The 18,186-nt window shown below is 70.1% G+C and carries 14 protein-coding genes and 1 pseudogene; 10 read left to right on the top strand and 5 right to left on the bottom strand.

Translation table 11 applies throughout. From position 1 onward, the window contains the following. Positions 1-76: 76 nt before the first annotated feature. The 3 genes and pseudogenes from C7H84_RS27225 to C7H84_RS27215 all read left to right on the top strand — a co-directional run bounded on the left by C7H84_RS27225 (position 77) and on the right by C7H84_RS27215 (position 2,357). Complete coding sequence (locus C7H84_RS27225) at positions 77-1,537, top strand: TolC family protein (RefSeq protein WP_121861679.1); 1,461 nt, start codon at positions 77-79, stop codon at positions 1,535-1,537. A 153-nt stretch (positions 1,538-1,690) separates the two neighbouring features. Continuing rightward, positions 1,691-1,989 (top strand): annotated as a pseudogene (locus tag C7H84_RS27220) (type II toxin-antitoxin system RelE/ParE family toxin). Between the two features lie 2 nt (positions 1,990-1,991). Continuing rightward, positions 1,992-2,357, top strand: a complete 366-nt coding sequence (locus C7H84_RS27215) for an addiction module antidote protein (RefSeq protein ID WP_121861678.1) — start codon at positions 1,992-1,994, stop codon at positions 2,355-2,357. Positions 2,358-2,459: 102 nt separating this feature from the next. On the opposite strand, the gene C7H84_RS27210 is transcribed toward C7H84_RS27215, so the two are convergent. The 4 genes from C7H84_RS27210 to coxB are packed head-to-tail and all read right to left on the bottom strand — an operon-like array spanning position 2,460 to position 8,206. Next, a complete protein-coding gene (locus C7H84_RS27210; RefSeq protein ID WP_121861677.1) occupies positions 2,460-4,100 on the bottom strand; it encodes a cytochrome c in 1,641 nt (546 codons plus the stop codon). Then, positions 4,091-4,492 (bottom strand): cytochrome C oxidase subunit I, encoded by a 402-nt coding sequence (locus C7H84_RS27205; RefSeq protein WP_121861676.1) that lies wholly within the window; start codon positions 4,490-4,492, stop codon positions 4,091-4,093. Before C7H84_RS27205 ends, C7H84_RS27210 begins: the two co-directional genes overlap by 10 nt. Further along, positions 4,489-7,137 (bottom strand): cytochrome c oxidase subunit I, encoded by a 2,649-nt coding sequence (gene ctaD, locus C7H84_RS27200; RefSeq protein ID WP_121861844.1) that lies wholly within the window; start codon positions 7,135-7,137, stop codon positions 4,489-4,491. The genes C7H84_RS27205 and ctaD overlap by 4 nt, the downstream gene beginning before the upstream one ends. Positions 7,138-7,150: 13 nt before the next feature. Further along, positions 7,151-8,206, bottom strand: a complete 1,056-nt coding sequence (coxB, locus tag C7H84_RS27195) for a cytochrome c oxidase subunit II (RefSeq protein ID WP_121861675.1) — start codon at positions 8,204-8,206, stop codon at positions 7,151-7,153. A gap of 298 nt (positions 8,207-8,504) precedes the next feature. Here coxB and C7H84_RS27190 point away from each other — a divergent pair, with 298 nt between their 5' ends. Together C7H84_RS27190 and C7H84_RS27185 are read left to right on the top strand one after the other, a co-directional pair. Continuing rightward, entirely contained in the window at positions 8,505-9,488 is a 984-nt protein-coding gene (locus tag C7H84_RS27190) for an SDR family oxidoreductase (RefSeq protein WP_121861674.1), read from the top strand. Between the two features lie 5 nt (positions 9,489-9,493). Beyond that, on the top strand, positions 9,494-11,272 hold the full coding sequence (locus C7H84_RS27185) for a glycoside hydrolase family 15 protein (protein WP_121861843.1): 1,779 nt from the start codon (positions 9,494-9,496) through the stop codon (positions 11,270-11,272). 95 nt (positions 11,273-11,367) lie between these two features. On the opposite strand, the gene C7H84_RS27180 is transcribed toward C7H84_RS27185, so the two are convergent. After that, positions 11,368-13,176 (bottom strand): thiamine pyrophosphate-requiring protein, encoded by a 1,809-nt coding sequence (locus tag C7H84_RS27180; protein ID WP_121861673.1) that lies wholly within the window; start codon positions 13,174-13,176, stop codon positions 11,368-11,370. A 175-nt stretch (positions 13,177-13,351) separates the two neighbouring features. Here C7H84_RS27180 and C7H84_RS27175 point away from each other — a divergent pair, with 175 nt between their 5' ends. Genes C7H84_RS27175 through C7H84_RS27155 form a run of 5 tightly spaced genes read left to right on the top strand, consistent with a single transcriptional unit; the run spans position 13,352 to position 18,124 of the window. Next, on the top strand, positions 13,352-14,452 hold the full coding sequence (locus tag C7H84_RS27175) for an enolase C-terminal domain-like protein (RefSeq protein WP_121861672.1): 1,101 nt from the start codon (positions 13,352-13,354) through the stop codon (positions 14,450-14,452). Between the two features lie 54 nt (positions 14,453-14,506). Further along, positions 14,507-15,358 carry a hypothetical protein gene (locus tag C7H84_RS27170; protein WP_121861671.1) on the top strand — a complete coding sequence of 284 codons (852 nt, stop codon included), beginning with the start codon at positions 14,507-14,509 and terminating at the stop codon, positions 15,356-15,358. Then, positions 15,355-16,014 carry a gluconate 2-dehydrogenase subunit 3 family protein gene (locus C7H84_RS27165; RefSeq protein WP_121861670.1) on the top strand — a complete coding sequence of 220 codons (660 nt, stop codon included), beginning with the start codon at positions 15,355-15,357 and terminating at the stop codon, positions 16,012-16,014. Before C7H84_RS27170 ends, C7H84_RS27165 begins: the two co-directional genes overlap by 4 nt. Continuing rightward, the gene (locus tag C7H84_RS27160) at positions 16,004-17,671 is read left to right on the top strand and encodes a GMC family oxidoreductase (protein WP_121861669.1); all 1,668 of its coding nucleotides are present in this window, start codon (positions 16,004-16,006) and stop codon (positions 17,669-17,671) included. The genes C7H84_RS27165 and C7H84_RS27160 overlap by 11 nt, the downstream gene beginning before the upstream one ends. A gap of 60 nt (positions 17,672-17,731) precedes the next feature. After that, positions 17,732-18,124, top strand: coding sequence for a DUF305 domain-containing protein (locus C7H84_RS27155; protein ID WP_121861668.1), 393 nt, complete (start codon positions 17,732-17,734; stop codon positions 18,122-18,124). Positions 18,125-18,186 lie beyond the last annotated feature (62 nt).

Here is an 18,186-nt window from a genome sequence, read left to right as displayed (position 1 = left end):
GGCTGCAGCTGACGGGAATGGACAACTAGTGACTATTTGATATTATAGTCACCATCAGGTTCTTGCTAAAACCGCCATGCTACCCAAACCCATCGTTGCCGCGGTGTTTGCCGCGATCCTGTCGGCAGGATGCGCCGTCGGTCCCGATTACGTGCGACCGGACGTGGCCATGCCGCAACGGTTCCAGGGCCAGAACGCCGTCGATCAGCGCCACGCGGCCGCCGAAGCCGAGCTTGCGACGTGGTGGACGGGCTTCGGTGATCCTCAACTGACGCGATTCATTGCGCTGGCGCTCGCGCAGAACCTCGATCTTGCTCAGGCCGCGGCGCGCGTCCAGCAGGCGCGCGCCGGGCTCGGTGCGGCGAATGCCGCGCTGCTGCCGTCGGGCAGCGTGAGCGGGCAGGCGGCGCGGGTCTACCAGTCGGTGGAAACGACGTTGGGGCGCGTGCTGAATTCGACACCCGGTTTCGACCGTCACGGCAGCGACTACGAGGCCGACTTCAATGCGAGCTGGGAACTGGACGTGTTCGGCGGCTTGCGGCGCGGCCGCGAAGCAGCGCTTGCCGACTATCAGGCGTCCGAAGCGGCGGCGGTGGCGACGCGGCTCGCCGTGGCTGCGCAAACCGCGGACATCTACATCACGATTCGCGGGCTGCAGGGCCGGTTGAAGGTTGCGCGCCACCAGGTGCAAACCGAGCAGGATCTGCTGTCGACCATCAAGCTGCTGTACGGCAAGGGGCTCGCGGCGGAGCTTCAGGTCAGGCAGACCGAAGGCGCGCTCGCGCAGGTTCGCGCCTCGGTGCCGGTGCTCGAAGCGGCGCTGGACGCGGCGATGAATGGGCTCGACGTGATGCTCGGCGCGCAGCCCGGCACGCATCGGGCGGAATTGCTCGACGGCGGCGACGTACCGGTCGCGCCGCGGATCGCGGCGACCGGCACGCCGGGCGAGCTGCTGCGGCGGCGGCCCGACCTGATCGTCGCCGAGCGGCGCGTGGCGGCGTCGAACGCGCGCATCGGCGTGGCCATCGCCGAGTATTACCCGAAGTTCTCGCTGAGCGGACTGATCGGCAGCGCGACGACGATGGGCGCGGGCAACCTGTTTGCCGGCGGCGCGAACCAGGCGGCGGGCGTGCTCGGCCTGCGCTGGCGCCTGTTCGACTTCGGTCGGATCAATGCGCAGATCGCGCAGGCCAAAGGACAGGATGCCGAAATGCTGGCCGCGTATCGGCTCGCGGCGCTGCATGCGACCGAGGACGTCGAAAACGCGTTCTCGGCGCTCGTCAAGCGTGACGAACAGGCGGCCGTTCTTGCCGACGGCGTCGATTCGCTTGGCCGCGCGCGGGCGGCGTCGTTTGCCGCTTACCAGAAAGGCGTCGTGAGCCTGATCGAAGTGTTGCAGGCCGACGAAAGCCTGCTGCGTGCGTCGGACGAGCGCGTGCAGGCGCAAACCGAATCGGCACGCGCGGCGGTCGCGGCATTCAAGGCGCTCGGCGGCGGATGGCAGGCGCCGGAAGCGCAGGCCGTTGCAAGCCGGTAGCGGTATCTTCGAAATCGGATCGGGCGGACCGGGCAGGCGCCGAATGATCGCGGTTTCTGGCGCCGTGCGCTGAGGCGCGTTCGCGGGCCCTAGCGATCTGACGAGTAACGCGGAACAGTAGCCGTGGCGTCCCCCATGGGTTACAATCGTTTCATGTTCAAGGTCCTGACTACCCCCCCCAATTTGACAAATGGCTCGACGGCCTTCGCGACCCCGTCGGCAGCGCCGCGATCAGCCTGCCGATCGAGCGGGCGAGGCTCGGCAACCTTGGCCAGTGGCGTGCGATCGGCGACGGCGTCAACGAAATGAAGATCGATGTAGGGCCGGGGTACCGGGCCTACTTCGTGCGGCGCGGAAAGATAATCGTCGTGGTGTTGTGTGGCGGCGACAAGTCGACGCAGAAGAAGGACATCAAGACGGCGAAGCAAATCGCCGCCGAACTGGAGGATTGAATATGAAAATCAGCGAACTGGCCGAATTCGATGGCTCGAAGTACCTGAAGGACGAGGAAGCGATTCGTCACTACCTGGCGCAGGCGTTCGAAGAGGGGGATCCTCGACTGATCCAGGCCGCGCTCGGGAATGTCGCCAAGGCGCGTGGCATGACGCCGCTGGCGCGCGAGTCCGGTGTGAAGCGTGAAGCGCTCTACCGTGCGCTGTCGGAAGGTGGGAACGCGGAGTTTGCAACCATCATGAAGGTTGTCGCCGCGTTGGGATTGCATCTGACGGTGGCGCCGACCATGCAGACCGCGGAAGCGGTACCCGCGCCTAAGCCGACCTCGCGCGTGCGCTCGCACGCACGTGCGTCGGCCCACGGATGATGTCATCAGGGGCGGGCCGCATACTTCGCGCCGGCCGGCACGGATCGATCCGGTCGGCATCGCGCGGGAAGCCCGGCGCGCAGCATGCCGCGTAGCACGCCGCTACCGATGTATCGCGCCTCGCAACCGCCTCACATCCTGCTCCGACACCGGCGCCGCCCGATTCCCCCACGCGCCGCGCACGTAGCTGACGACCGCCGCGATCTCGCTGCTCGTCAACGCGCCGCGCATCGCCGGCATCCGCCTCACGGGCCCGTGCGAACCCGGCGCGGGCCGCGCGCCTTCCACCACGATCCGGATCACGCTCGTCGGATCCGCGGCGGCCACCACCGAATTGCCCGCGAGCGGCGGCCCGTGGTCGGGCACACCCGCACCATCCGCGCCATGGCAGCGCGCGCAGAACCCCGCATACACGCCGGCCCCCGGCGCTTGCTGTCCGCCTTCCGGCCGCGGCCCGGCCGGCGTCAGCCGCGGAACGCCGATGCCGAGCGGATTCGTCGCGGCAGTCGGTTGCGCGGGCAACGACTTCAGGTACACGGCGATCGCATGGCGGTCCGCATCCGTCAGCAGCGCGGTGCTTTCCCCGACGACCGGCGCCATCGCACCGAACACGGAGCCGCGCACCGCATGCCCGCTGCGCAGGAATGCGGCAAGATCGTCGGCGCTCCAGCGGCCGAGGCCGTCCGCGCTCGCGCCTGTCAGGTTCGGTGCGAACCAGTGATCGTTGATGCCGCCCGTCAGGAACGCGGCGCTGTGCTCGTCGTAACCGCGCTCGTTGTACGCCGGGCCGCGCGGCGTATGGCAGGCGCCGCAGTGGCCGAGGCCCTGCACGAGGTACGCGCCGCGATTCCATTCCGGCGATTGCGACGGCTGCGGCACGAAGCGGTCGCGGTTCGCGAATACGACGCTCCACAGCCCGAGCGCCCAACGCTGATTAAATGGAAACGGCAGTTGCGTGAGTTTGGCCGCATTCGCGGACGGCGCGACGCCGCGCATGAAATACGCATACAGCGCGCGCACGTCGTTGTCCGTCATGCGCGCGAACGACGGATACGGCATCGCCGGATACAGCCGGCTGCCGTCCGCGCGCACGCCGCGCCGCATAGCGTCGTCGAATTCCCGCAGCGTGTAGTTGCCGATCCCGTGCGTCGGATCCGGCGTGATGTTCGGCGCATAGATCGGGCCGAACGGCGAATTCACCGGTTGGCCGCCCGCGTACGGCGTATGGTCGGCCGCATCGTGGCAGGCCGAGCAGTCGCCCGCGAGCGCGAGATAGCGGCCGCGCGCGATCGTCGCGGCATCGGCGCTTGCGGCCGTCGCGGCGATCGTCGGGCGACGCGCGGCCGTCGCGGACGCAGCATCGGCTCGCGCGGCGGCCGATGCCTCCGATGCCGCGGACGCGGAATATGGCGGGGCAGGCGGCGGGGTTAGCCGCGCGTCGCGTTGCACCCGGGCCGACATCGACGCGCCGGCATCGGCTGCATCTGCCGACGCGCGAATCCGCACGAAGCGCCAGCCGGACGCCGGCTCCGGCGCCTCGGCCGCCGAGGCGGCGTCCGCGGCTCCGTCGTCGGACATCGCCCGGTCGTCCTGCTGCATGTCGCACCCGCCGAGCGCGACGCACAGCGCGCATGCGGCGCTCACGCAGCACACGAAGCACACGAAGCACACCGCGCGCATGGCGAGCACGACGCCGGCACGGCACCCGGCAAAGCGGAACCAAGCGAACGAGATCAGCGCCATGGGCTGCACGGCCCCACGAAAGCGGTGACGATCCCGGTGAACACGAGACCGATCACGAACCCGAGCGCCGCGAGCATTCCGCAGCGTGCGAGGAATCGCGTGCTGTCGTCGCGCGTCGCGGCCTGCACATTGGCATCGTGCCGGCGTTGCCAGGTTCGCGCGAGCCAGGCGGCGAACGCCGCCGCCAGCGCGAACGTGCCCGCGGCGATCAGCGCCAGCCACACGCCGACGTGCGCCCAGCGCGGCGCGGCCTGCGCGACGCCGAGCGGATAGCACGCGGTCGACGCGAGCGTTTCGGACGCGAGCATCTGCGCGAACCATAGCGCGGGCGCGCCGACCAGGCCGGCCGCGATCGCGAGCAACGGGGTCCACGCACGCTGGGTGACGTTCATCCGGACCTCCTGAGCCAGTACGGCGACACGTACAGCGCGGTGAAGATGAACAGCCACACGATGTCGACGAAGTGCCAGTAGAGCCCGCCGACGGTCAGCGCGACGCGCCGCTCGGGGTCGAAGAAGCCGGCGGCCGTCCAGCCGGCGAGCAGCGCGAGGATCAGGAGGCCGGCCGCCACGTGCGCGAGGTGGAAACCGGTGATCGTGAAGTACAGGCTGCCGTACAGGTGCGCGGTCGGGCCGTACGGATGGTCGCGCCATTCGTGCAGTTGAACGAGCGCGAACGCGATGCCGAGCGCGAGCGCAACCGCGAGCGCGGCCACCGCGCGCGGCCGCTTGCCGGCCCGCACCGCGCGCTCGGCGAGCCACACGAACCCGCTGCTCGACAGCAGCACGACCGTGTTGCCGGCCGCGAGGCCGAGCTTCGGCATCCCTTCGGGCGGCCACGGCGCGGACCATTGCGACTGCAGGTAGAAGTAGCAGAACAGCAGGTAGCCGAACAACCCGGCCTCCGTCACGATCAGCGTCAGCACGCCCCACCAGCCGCCCGCACGCTCGCCGCAGCTGCCGACCGGCAGCGGCTCGACCCATGCGGGCGGCGCGCCGGCCGGCACCGTTTCAGACGGCGGTTCGTCCGGATGCGGCCCGGTCGCAGCAGTGGGTGCCTGTGTGTCGTCGCGGCCCGGCAGGCGGGCACGCTGCCCGAGCGTGCGGCGTGGCCACAGCCACACGGCGGTTCCGACCGCGCAACCGGCCACCGCCACGCAGACGAGCGTCGGCGAGCGCGCCAGCATGGCCGCGAACACGGCGGTGGCGAGCAGCGCGAGCACGAACGGCACGCAGCTGTCCTCGGGCATCTTCAGGATCGCGCTCGGCTTCGCCGCGAGCGGCGTGATCGCGAGCGCCTCGCGGCCGTCGGCGAGCCGGTAGCCGACCCGCAGGCTGCTGCGCTTGTCGTCGTCGCGGGTTTCCCACAGCGGGTGGCGCGACGCGACGAGCGGCAGCACCGCGAAGTTGTACACGGGCGTCGGCGACGCCACCGACCATTCGAGGCCGGCCGCGCCCCATGGATTGCTGCCGACGCGCGCACCGCGCCGCGCACTGACGAGCGCGTTGACGACGAACATCACGATGCCGATCCCGAACATGAACGAGCCGATCGTGGTCAGCAGGTTCGACGTGTCCCAGCCCATCCCGGACGGATAGGTATAGATGCGGCGCGGCATCCCGAGCAGCCCGGAGATGTGCATCGGGAAGAAGCCGAGGTTGAAGCCGATCAGCACGATCCAGAACGTCAGCTTGCCGAACCGCTCGTTCATCATCCGCCCGGTGAACTTCGGGAACCAGTACGTGACGCCGCCGAGCACCGGGAACACGTTGATGCCGAGCAGCACGTAATGCAGGTGCGCGACGACGAAGTACGTGTCGGTCAGCTGCCAGTCGAGCGGCACCGCGGCCGTCATCACGCCCGACACGCCGCCGATCACGAACATCAGCACGAACCCCGCGAAATACAGGAACGGCGTGCGGAACACCGGGCGGCCGGTCCAGATCGTCGCGAGCCACGCGAACACCGCGACCGCGCTCGGGATCGAGATCAGCATGCTCGCCGCGCCGAAGAACGCGAGCGCGAGCGGCGCGATGCCGGTCGCGAACATGTGGTGGACCCACACCTCGAAACCGATCAGCATCGTCGCGACGGTCGACACCGCGACGGCTTCGTACGCGACGAGCGGGCGCCGGCAGAAGGTCGGCAGCGCATCCGACACGATCCCCATCGCCGGCAGCACGACCACGTACACCCACGGGTGCGCGAACATCCAGAACAGGTGCTGCCACAGCAGCGGCCGGCCGCCGTTCGCGACGTCGAAGAAGTGCGTGCCGGCATTGCGGTCGAGCCACAGCAGCAGAAATGCGAGACTGACCGACGGGACCGCGAGCAGGTTCGCGATCGACGCGGTCAGCGTGCCCCACACGATGATCGGCAGCCGGTCGATCGACATCCCGTGCGCGCGCATCCGCAGCAGCGTGACGACGAAGTTCGCGGCGCCGCCGGTCGTCGAGATGCCGAGCAGGATCATCCCGAGCGCATAGATGTCGATGTTCGCGCCGGCGCTGTAGTCGAGCGACGTGAGCGGCACGTAGTTGAACCAGCCGCCGTCGGGCACCGCGCCGAGCGGAAAGCTCGCGTACAGGAACAGCCCGGCGAACAGGAACGCCCAGTACGAGAACGCGTTCAGGCGCGGAAACGCCATGTCGCGCGAGCCGAGCATCAGCGGCCACAGGTAGTTCGCGAAGCCGGACAGCACGGGCAGCGCGTACAGGAAGATCATCGTGACGCCGTGCATCGTAAACAGCGAGTCGTACTGCGCGGGCGTGAGCACCGTCGCGTTCGGCCGCGCGAGCTGGATGCGCATCACGAGCGCCTCGACGCCGCCGAGCAGCAGGAACACGAACGCGGTGACGATGTAGCGCAGCCCGATGCGCTTGTGGTCGACCGTGCCGAGCCAGCCGCGCCAGCCGGGTTCCGATTCCCACAGCTCGCCGAGCGCGCGCTCCTGCGCGGAGCCCGGCGCCGCTTCGCCGAGATCGGGTACGCGGCTGAGCGGGGCGGGCGGGGTGGGCGTCTTGCGGGCAACGTCCATCGTCATCCTCCGTTCAGTGCAGCGTCGCGAGATACGCGGCGAGATCGTCGGCATCGCGCGGCGCGAGCGCGAACGACGGCATCAGCGTCTGCGGCTTGATCTGCTGCGCATGCGCGATCCAGCGGCGCAGGTTGTCGGGCGTGTTGTCGAACGTGCCCGCCGCGAGCAGCCGGCGTGCGCCCAGATGCGACAGGTCGGGGCCCGCGTCGCCTGCCGCTTCGGTGCCGCGCACCGCATGGCAGCCGGCGCAGCGCGCGGCAAAGATCTTCTGACCATGCTGCTCGGCGCCGGCCGCGGGCGCGGGTGCCGGTTGCCGTTGCGCGGCGAGCCACGCACGAAACGCGTCGGGCGGTTCGGCCACGACCTCGAACGCCATGTGCGCGTGCTGCGCGCCGCAGTATTGCGAGCATTGCCCGCGATAGACGCCGGGCCGGTCTGCCTGCAGCCACTGGTGATTGGTCTCGCCGGGAATCGTCTGCGTCTTGCCGGCCAATTGCGGCACCCAGAACGCATGGATCACGTCCGCGCTCTTCAGGTCGATCGCCACGGGTTCGCCGACGGGAATGTGGAGCTCGTTCGCGCTGACGAACGCGGCGCCGCCGGCGTCGCCGGGATATTGAACGGCCCACCACCAGTCGTGCGCGGTCACGACGATCGTGAACGCGGGCGGCCGCGGTGGGGACGCGACCACGCTGAGCACGCGCAGCATGTACACGAGCGCGCCGAACAGCAGCACGATCGAGATCGCGGTGCCGACCGTCACGATCGTGAGCCCGCTCGCGTGACTGCCGCCCGCGTGCGCACGGCGGCGAAACAACGCGACCAGCAACAGCACCGCGATGGTGACGCAGACGAACGTGCACAGCGCGAGCAATGCCCAGCCGAGCACGAACACCGGCTGCGCGGCCGGGCCCGCCGCATGGGCGACGTACGCGAGCGGCAACGGGCCGGCGGATGCGGTGGAGTCCGCGGACACCGTGGCCGCGCATGCGGCCGCCGGCGCGACGATGCATGCGGCGGCGGCGACGGTGACGGCCGCCGCGACGCAAATGTGACGACGAGCTTTCATGGACGGCGGGACGAGCAACGCGACTCCTTGCCGGATCGGGCGGCATGACGACAAGCCGTTCGCGGCGGAGCAATTCGCGTGCGCGCTCGCGGCGCCGCATGGCGCGAGTGTTGCATTCGCGACGGCCGGCGCGTTACAGCCGGCTTGTAAATTGGGTGTCCGTTCACGGTGCGGGGCCGGATTGCTTGACCTGAGCGGGCCGCGGTACGTCGTTTGCTCCGCCGATCGCGTTCCGACGCAGCGCCGTGGAAGCCCGCGGCGGCGTGCCGGCCCTCTGAAAAACCCGGAGAAATCGACCGTGAAGACCGTCGCGATTACCGGCGCGAGCGCCGGGGTCGGCCGCGCGACCGCCCATGCATTCGCGCGACGCGGCGCGAACGTCGCATTGCTGGCACGCGATCCGCGCGCGCTGGACGACACCGCGTGCGAGGTGCGCGCATATGGCGTGAAAGCGCTTCCGATCGCCGTCGACGTCAGCGATGCCGCCGCGCTCGATGCCGCCGCCGAACGCATCGAGAAAGAGCTCGGCCCGCTCGACGTCTGGGTCAACAACGCGATGGTCACTGTGTTCGCGCCGTTCCACGAGATTTCGCCGGAAGACTATGCGCGCGTGACCGAGGTCACCTATCTGGGCTGCGTGTACGGCACGCGCGCGGCGCTGGCGCGCATGACCGCGCGCAATCGCGGCACGATCGTGCAGGTCGGCTCCGCGCTCGCGTATCGGTCGATCCCGCTGCAGTCGCCATACTGCGGCGCGAAGCACGCGATCCGCGGCTTCACCGATGCACTGCGCTGCGAGCTGCTGCATGCCGGCAGCCGCGTGAATGTGACGATGGTGCAGCTGCCCGCGATCGACACGCCGCAGTTCGACTGGGCGCAATCGACCTTGCCTCACCTGCCGCGTCCGGTCGCGCCGGTCTATGCGCCCGAGGTGGCGGCCGACGCGATCGTGCAGGCCGCGCTTCATCCGTGCCGCGAGCGCTGGGTCGGCTGGCCGTCGCTGGCCGCGATCGTCGGCAACGCACTGGCGCCCGGCTGCCTCGATCGCTATCTCGCGTATACGGCGATCCGCGGGCAGCAACGCAAGGCGCTGGCCGAACCGCGCGAATCGAACCTGTGGCATACGGTGCCGGGCCGCCATGCGACGCGCGGCGCATTCGGCGCCGAGGCAAGCCGCATTGGTGCCGAGGCCGGGTTCGGTACATCGCGCGCGCTCGCGTACGGCGCGTTGTTCGCGCTGCTTGCGACGGCGTTCGTCGCCGCGCGCAAGCTCGACCGGTGAGCGCGATGCGCATCGAGGACTACGCGCTGATCGGCGATGGCCGCAGCGCCGCACTCGTCGGCCTCGACGGCAGCATCGACTGGCTGTGCTGGCCCGACTTCGATTCCCCGCCGTGCTTCGCCGCGCTCGTCGGCACGGCCGACAACGGCTGCTTCCGCATCGCGCCGAGCGAGACGGCGGCGCGCGCGACGCGGCGCTATCGGCCCGCCACCGCGATTCTCGAAACGACGTTCGAAACCGCGTCGGGCTGCATCGTGATCACCGACTGGATGAGCTGGAACGCGCCCGATCCGTGCCTGATCCGCAGCGTGAGCGGCGAGCGCGGCACGGTCGACATCGACGTCGATCTCGGTGTGCGGTTCGACTACGGCAGCGCGCTGCCGTGGTGTCGTCACTTCGGGCGGCGCTGGCGGATGATGACGGGCGGCGACGCGATGTGGCTCGACACCGATGCGCGGCTCGACGTGCAGAGCGACCGGCTCGTCGGCACGCACCGGATCGCGGCGGGCGAGCGCGTGGACTTCTGCATCAGCTACGCGCGTTCGTTCGACGCGGCGCCGTCGGTGCCCGATGCGTATGCATCGCTGCGCGACACCCAGGCATTCTGGCGCGCGTGGGCGGATTGCAATGCGGCCGATGGGCCGTATCGCGACGCGATCGAGCGCGCGCTGATCACGGTGAAGCTGCTGTCGAGCGTGCGCACCGGCGGCATCGTCGCGGCGCCGACGAGTTCGCTGCCCGAGCGCTTCGGCGGCAAGCGCAACTGGGACTACCGGTTCTGCTGGCTGCGCGACGCGAGCTTCACGCTGCGCGCGCTGGTGCGCTGCGGCTACCGCGACGAGGCCGCGCGCTGGCGCGACTGGCTGGTGCGCGCGATCGCCGATCATCCGTCGCAGCTGCAGGTGCTGTATGCGGCCGACGGCGGACGGCGCGCGGCCGAGTGGCATGCCGAGCACCTGGCCGGCTACGAAGGCGCGCAGCCGGTGCGCTTCGGCAATGCTGCGGCCGATCAGTTGCAGCTCGACGTGTACGGAGAGGTGCTGGGTGCGCTGTACCAGGCGCGACGGCACGGGCTGCCGCCCGACGACGACGCATGGATGCTCGAGCGGCGCCTGCTCGAGCATCTCGCGACCATCTGGCACGAGCCGGACGAGGGCATCTGGGAAGTGCGCAGCGGCCGGCATCAGTTCACGTCGTCGAAGGTGATGGTGTGGGCCGCCGTCGAAAGCGCGCATCGTTCCGCGCGAATGTTCGGTCATCGCGCGCCGCTCGACGTGTGGCGACGCTGGGCCGACGCGGTGCGCGCCGACGTACTGGCACGCGGATATCACGCGCGACTGGGGCGTTTCGTCGACCGCTTCGACGGCGACGGGCTGGACGTGAGCCTGCTGCTGATTCCGTTGACGGGGATGCTCGATGCGACCGACCCGCGCGTCGGCGAGACGGTCGCCGCGATCGAACGCGAGTTGCTGGAGGACGGGTTGCCGTACCGCTACCGCCCGGCGCGCTTCCCGGATGGTTGCGAGGGCAACGAAGGCACGTTCGTCGCGGCCGGGTTCTGGCTCGCGCAGGTGTACCGGATGCAGGGCCGCGACGACGACGCGCACGCGCTGTTCCAGCGGCTGCTGGACCTGCGCAACGACGTCGGGCTGCTGGCCGAGGAATACGACGTGAAAGCGCGGCGCATGTGCGGGAACTTCCCGTTCACGCTCGCGCAGGTCGGGCTCGTGAACGCCGCGCTCGCGCTGCAGGGTGACGGGCGCGACGACGTCGATATCGGCTGACGCACGGCATCGTTCTGCACCGAACCGAACCGAACCGGTCGGGACGATGCGACCCGAGCGTCGACGCGTCGCGCCGTGCCGTCCCTCGTCATCCGCTACGAATCGTGCTTGCCTCCGTTGCCCGGCAGCACGGCCGACAGCACCTGCCGCGCGGTCTCGACGATCACGTTGCCTTCGCGTGTATCGCCTTTCAGCAGCGTTTCCGCGAAATGCTTCGCCTGCTGCAGCGTCACGTGCGGCGGCAGCGGCGGCACTTCCGGATCGCTCTTCACCTCGAGCACGACCGGCCGGTCGGACATCAGCGCTTCGTCCCATGCGGCGCCGAGCTGTTCCGGATCGTCGACGTAGATGCCCTTGAGCCCGAGCAGCGTCGCGTAGCGCGAGTACGGCACGTTCGGGATCTGCTGCGACGCGTCGAACTTCGGGTCGCCCTCCATCACGCGCTGCTCCCACGTGACCTGGTTCAGGTCCTCGTTGTTCAGCACCATGCAGATCCAGCGCGGATCGGGCCATTGCCGCCAGTACTTCGCGACGGTGATCAGCTCGGCCATGTTGTTCATCTGCATCGCGCCGTCGCCGACCATCGCGATCACCGGGCGCACCGGATGCGCGAACTTCGCGGCGATCGCATACGGCACCGCCGCGCCCATCGACGCGAGCCCGCCCGACAGCGACCCCATCATCCCGCGCCGCATCATCAGGTCGCGTGCATACCAGTTCGCGCACGAGCCCGAATCGCTCGTCAGGATCACGTCGTCGGGCAGCCGCGGCGACAGCTCGGTGAACGCGCGCTGCGGATTCACGCCGCGGCCCGGGCTCGCCTTCGCGGCCGCGCGTGCGGCCAGCGTGTCGCGCCAGTCCGCATTCCATTTCGCGATCTGGTCGCGCCAGCTCGTGTCCTGCCGCGCCTTCAGCAGCGGCAGCAGCGCACGCAGCGTTTCGGCGCTGTCGCCGACGAGGTTCACCTCCATCGGATAGCGCAGGCTCAGCATGTCGGCCTTCAGGTCGATCTGCACGCCGCGCGCCTGGCCTTCCTTCGGCAGGAATTCCGAATACGGGAACCCCGAGCCGACGACGAGCAGCGTGTCGCATTCGGTCATCAGGTCGTAGCTCGGCTTGGTGCCGAGCAGGCCGATCGAACCCGTCACCCACGGCAGGTCGTCCGGCAGCGCGGCCTTGCCGAGCAGCGCCTTCGCGGCGCCCGCGCCGAGCCGGTCGGCCACCGCGATCACCTCGTCGGTCGCGCGCAGCGCGCCCGCGCCGACCAGCATCGCGACCTTCTTGCCCGCGTTCAGCGCATCGGCGGCGCGCTGCAGATCCTCGGCATACGGCACGACTTTCGGCGCGGTATAGCCGATGCCGGAATGGACGGTGCCATGCACGCGCTTGGGCGGCGCGTAGTCGAGCTCCTGCAGGTCGTTCGGCAACACCAGCGCGGTGACGGTGCGCGCGCTGAGCGCGATGCGTACCGCGCGATCGACGAGATGACGCACCTGGCCGGGCACGACCGCAAGCTGCACGAAGGCCCCTGCAACGTCCTTGTAAAGCGCCGGCAGATCGACTTCCTGCTGATAGTGGCCGCCGAGCGCGGCGCGCGCCTGCTGGCCGAAGATCGCGAGCATCGGCATGTGGTCGAGTCGCGCGTCGTACATTCCGGTCACGAGGTGTGCGGCGCCGGGGCCAGAGGTCGCGACGCACACGCCGAGCTCGCCTGTAAATTTTGCATGCGCGGACGCCATGAAGGCCGCCATCTCCTCGTGCCGCGCCTGGATGAATTCGATCTTGCCCTCGGCCCGGCTCAGCGCGCCGAAAAAACCGTTGATGCCGTCGCCCGGGTAACCGTACACGCGGCGCACGCCCCAGTCGTACAGCCGTTCGACGATGAAATCCGCCACTGTCGCCATGCCGTTTCTCCTTGATTCGGGATGAGCCGAGGTGCCGCGCGGGAGGCCGTTCGCCGTGCGCGACGCTGACGGGCGGCGCGCAAGTCGCGTGCCGTCCGGCGCGGAGCGCCCGCGGCGGGCACGGGTGTTGCATGCCGGCGTTGCAAACAGATAGCAAGCAATCCGGAGCGCGACGATGGCACTTTCCGACGCACCGGCGATCGACGACGTGCGCGCCCGCGCGTACCGCGTGCCGACCGACCGGCCCGAAGCCGACGGCACGTACGCATGGCATGCGACGACGATCGTTGTCGTCGAGATCGATGCGGGGCCTGTGACGGGCCTTGGCTACACGTACACCGACGCGAGTGCCGCGTCGCTCGTCGCGTCGATGCTGGCCGACGTGCTGCGCAATCGGCCGCTCGTCGACATCCCGGCCGCCGTCGACACGCTGTGGCGCGCGGTGCGCAACGTCGGGCGCGCCGGCATCGCGGCCACCGCGATCTCCGCCCTCGACGCCGCGCTGTGGGACGCGAAGGCGAAGCTCGCGGAGGTGCCGCTCGCGCTCCTGCTCGGCCGCGTGCGCGAACGCGTGCCCGTGTACGGCAGCGGCGGCTTCACGACCTACGACGACGCGACGCTCGCCGCGCAGCTCGATGGCTGGCGCGGCGAACGGATCCGCGCGTGCAAGATCAAGATCGGCGTGCAGGATGCGCGCGATCCGTCGCGCGTGCGCGTCGCGCGCGACGCGCTCGGCCCCGACGTCGACCTGTTCGTCGACGCGAATGGCGCGTATGCGCCGCGCACCGCGCTCGCGTTGTCCGACGCGGTGCGCGACTGCGCGATCCGCTGGTTCGAGGAACCGGTCAGCAGCGACGACGTCGCCGGTTTGCGGTTCGTGCGCGAGCACGTCGGTGCGCGGGTCGATGTCGCGGCCGGCGAATACGCGTATACGCCCGACGATTTCCGGCGCCTGCTCGAAGGCGGCGCGGTCGACGTGCTGCAGGCCGACGCGACGCGCTGCGGCGGCGTCAGCGGTTTCCTCGCGGCGGCCACGCTCGCCGACGCGCATCACGTCGACCTGTCCGCGCATTGCGCGCCGGCGCTGCACCGGCACGTCGGCTGCGTCGCGCCGCGGATGCGCCACGTCGAATGGTTCCACGATCACGTGCGGATCGAACGAATGATGTTCGACGGCGCACCCACGCTCGTCGACGGTGCGCTTGAAATCGACGCAACGCGCCCGGGGCTCGGCCTCGAGCTGCGCACGGCCGATGTCGAGGAATTCGCGATCTGAACGCTGCCGGGAAATTCCGGCGCCACGGACAACCCTCGCCAGCAAGGAGAACCGATGCGACACGCCCGACACCGCGCGGACGAGCACGACAGGTTGATGACCGATGCCGCGCGGCTGCTGAACCGCAGCGCGCTGCTGCTCGCCGGGTCGGTGCTCGCCGACAGCGGCATCGAGCACTATCGCGGCACGTTCCACAATCGCGCGATGGTCGCGCCGCTGGCGGCGTCGACGCTGTCGGTGCTCGCGAGCGTGCACGGCCACGCGGACGACACGCCGGAACGCCACCGCTTGCGCGACGCGGTGCACGTGGCGTCGGCCGCGGTGGGCCTCACCGGATCCGCATTCCACTTGTACAACGTGACGAAGCGCCCGAGCGGTTTCAGCTGGCACAACCTGTTCTACGGGGCGCCGCTCGGCGCGCCGTTGGCGCTGCTGCTGTCGGGGCTGCTCGGCGCAACGGGCGAGCGGCTGCGCGCGCGTCCGGCCGACGCACCGCGCCTGGCGGGCCTGCCGGCCGGCCGCGCGCTGGCCGGGCTGGTCGCGGCAGGGCTCGTCGGCACGCTCGGCGAAGTCGGGTTGCTGCATTTTCGCGGCGCATTCCAGCATCGGGCGATGTTCGTGCCGCTCATCGTGCCGCCGATTGCCGCACTGAGTGCCGCTCAGATCGCGATGTCCCGCCCGTGCGGCGACCGGCGCTTCAGCCGCTGGTGGATGCGCGCGACGGCCGTGCTCGGCTTCGTCGGCGTCGCGTTCCATGCGCGCGGCGTTGCGCGGCAGATGGGCGGCTGGCGCAACTGGTCGCAGAACGTGCTGTCGGGGCCGCCGCTGCCGGCGCCGCCGAGCTTCACCGCACTCGCGATCGCGGGCCTCGCTGCGACCGCGCTCGCCGAACGGGAGGCACGATGAAGCCAGCGAACGACAAGCCGGTCGCGCTGCCGAGCTATTCCAGCTACGACGTGCTCGCGAAGCGCGACACGCCATCGTGGAACGACGCGACCCGCCGCGCGATCGACGCGCGGCTGCGCGTCGCCGCGACAGCTCCTCGCCATTTCAATGCCGAGCAGTACGCGACGCTCGGCGCGTTGTGCGAACGCATCGTCCCGCAGCAGAAGGGCGGCGTCGGTACGGTGCCCACCGCCGCGCTGATCGACGCACGGCTCGCGACCGACGAAGGCGACGGTTTTCGCGACGCGCGGCTGCCGCCGCTGCGTGCCGCGTGGCACACGGGCCTCGCCGCGCTCGACGCGATGGCGCGCCACGCGCACGCTCGCCCGTTCGCGTCGCTCGACGGCAAGGACGCCGATGCGCTGCTGCAGGGCGTCCAGCACGGCAGGATCGACCGCGAAGTCGAAGCCGCGTGGGCCGGCATGGATCCGCGCATGTTCTTCGCGAAGCGCGTGCTGATGGACCTTTGCGGTGCGTACTACAGCCACCCGTTCGCGTGGAACGAGATCGGCTTCGGCGGGCCGGCGAGCCCGCGCGGCTACGTGCGGATGGATTTCAACCGGCGCGACCCGTGGGAAGCGAAGTTGGACGGGGAGGGCGAGCGCGATGGCCGCTGACGCGTTGTCCGCCGACACGCCGCGCGGCCGCGACGGCCGTGCGCCCGATCCGCTGCGCGTCGGCGGCTGGTCGCCGATGCGGATGTTCCGCGACGACGAACCCGTCGACTTCGTGATCGTCGGCACCGGCGCGGGAGGCGGCACGCTCGCGTGCCGGCTTGCCGAGCATGGTTTCTCGGTCGTCGCGCTCGATGCGGGTGCGTGGTGGCGCCCGCTCGAGGAATTCGCGTCCGACGAAGCGCACCAGCGCAAGCTGTTCTGGACCGACGAACGTATCTGCGACGGCGACAACCCGCTGACGCTCGGCACCAACAACAGCGGCCGCGCGATCGGCGGCAGCACCGTGCACTTCGCGATGGTGTCGCTGCGCTTCCGGCCCGAGTGGTTCCGCTCGCGCAGCGTGCTCGGCTACGGCGTCGACTGGCCGCTCGACTGGCGCGAGATGTGGCGCTACTACCGCGAGGTCGAGCAGGCGCTGAAGATCAGCGGGCCGGTGAACTACCCGTGGGGCCCGCCGCGCCCGCGCTATCCGTATCGCGCGCATGAACTGAACGCGGCCGCGCTCGTGCTCGCCCGCGGCGCCGAGGCGATGGGCATCGACTGGACGCCGACGCCGCTCGCGACGCTGTCCGCGCCGCGCGGTCGCGCGCATCCGTGCGTGTATCGCGGCTTCTGCATCACCGGCTGTGCGACCAACGCGAAGCAGAGCGCGCTCGTCACGTGGATCCCGCGCGCGGTCGCGGCCGGCGCCGAGGTGCGCGATCTCGCGATGGCGCTGCGGATCGAGGCCGACGGCGATCGCGTGACGGGCGTGCACTACCTGCGCGACGGCCGCACGCATTTCCAGCGCGCACGCAATGTCGTGATGGCCGGCTATGCGATCGAGACGCCGCGCCTGCTGCTGCTGTCCGCGACCGGACGCCATCCGCAGGGGCTCGCGAACAACTCCGGCCTCGTCGGCCGCTACATGATGGCGCAGCTGAACCAGGCGTCGTGGGGGACGATGGACGATGAGGTGCGCTGGTACAAGGGGCCGCCGTCGCTGTCGATCACCGAGCACTGGAACTACGCGGACGAAGGCAAGGATTTCTTCGGCGGCTACTGCTGGATGAGCCAGGGGCCGCTGCCGATCGAATGGGCGCGGAAGCTGGCCGGGCGCGGGCTGTGGGGCGACGCGCTGAAGCGCGAGATGGCGCGTTACAACTTCCAGGCCGGCTTGAAGATCGTCGGTGAGACGCTGCCGCGCGCGGAGAACCGCGTGACGCTCGCCGACGAGCGCGACGCGTTCGGGCTGCCGGTCGCGCGCGTCACCTATTCGTACGACGACAACGACCGCCGGATGATGCGTCATGCGTTCGCGCAGATGGACCGCTCGCTCGCAGCCGCCGGCGCGCGCGACCTGTGGCACGAGGAAGACGACACGTGTCATCTCGCGGGCACCGCGCGGATGGGCGACGATCCGGCGACGAGCGTCGTCGATGCGGACTGTCGCAGCTGGGACATCCCGAATTTGTGGGTCTGCGACGGCTCGGTGTTTCCGACCGTCGGCGGCGTGAACCCGTCGCTGACGATCCAGGCGATTGCGTGCCGCACCGCCGATCGCATCCGCGCGCTGGTTGCGCGCGGCGAAGCGCATGCGCGCGCACGGTGGCGCTGAGCGGCGCTCGTTGCGTCGCGTGCGCCGCGCACCTGCCAATCAACCTCGAGGAGTGACGACATGCCTGTTTTCAACCGCCGCACGGCGCGCGCGGCCCGGTATTGCGCCGCATGCGCATTGCTGAGTACCGCCGCCGTCTCGTCGCCAGTGTGGGCGCAGTTGCGCCCGCCCGATCACGCAACCGTGCCCGACACGTCGACGCAAGCGTACAAGCGCGCCGATCGCCGGATGATGGATGCGATGGAAAGCGCGCCTTACACCGGCGACGCCGATCGCGATTTCGTGTCGCACATGGCGCCGCATCACCAGGGCGCGATCGACATGGCGCAGGTCGAGATGAAGTACGGCAAGGACCCGACGCTGCGGCAGCTCGCGACCCGGATCATCGCCGCGCAGCGCGACGAGATCGCGCTGATGGAGCGCTGGCAGAAGGAGCACGGCGCGACGCCCTGAGCCGGACCCGCTCATCGTGCGGCGGCGATTGCCGGTTACTGATCGATTACTGATCGGTTACC

Source organism: Burkholderia sp. Nafp2/4-1b (assembly GCF_003635165.1).
Taxonomy (GTDB): domain Bacteria; phylum Pseudomonadota; class Gammaproteobacteria; order Burkholderiales; family Burkholderiaceae; genus Burkholderia.
The sequence above is the reverse complement of the archived record's forward strand: the minus strand, read 5'-3'. Positions and strand labels throughout refer to the sequence as shown.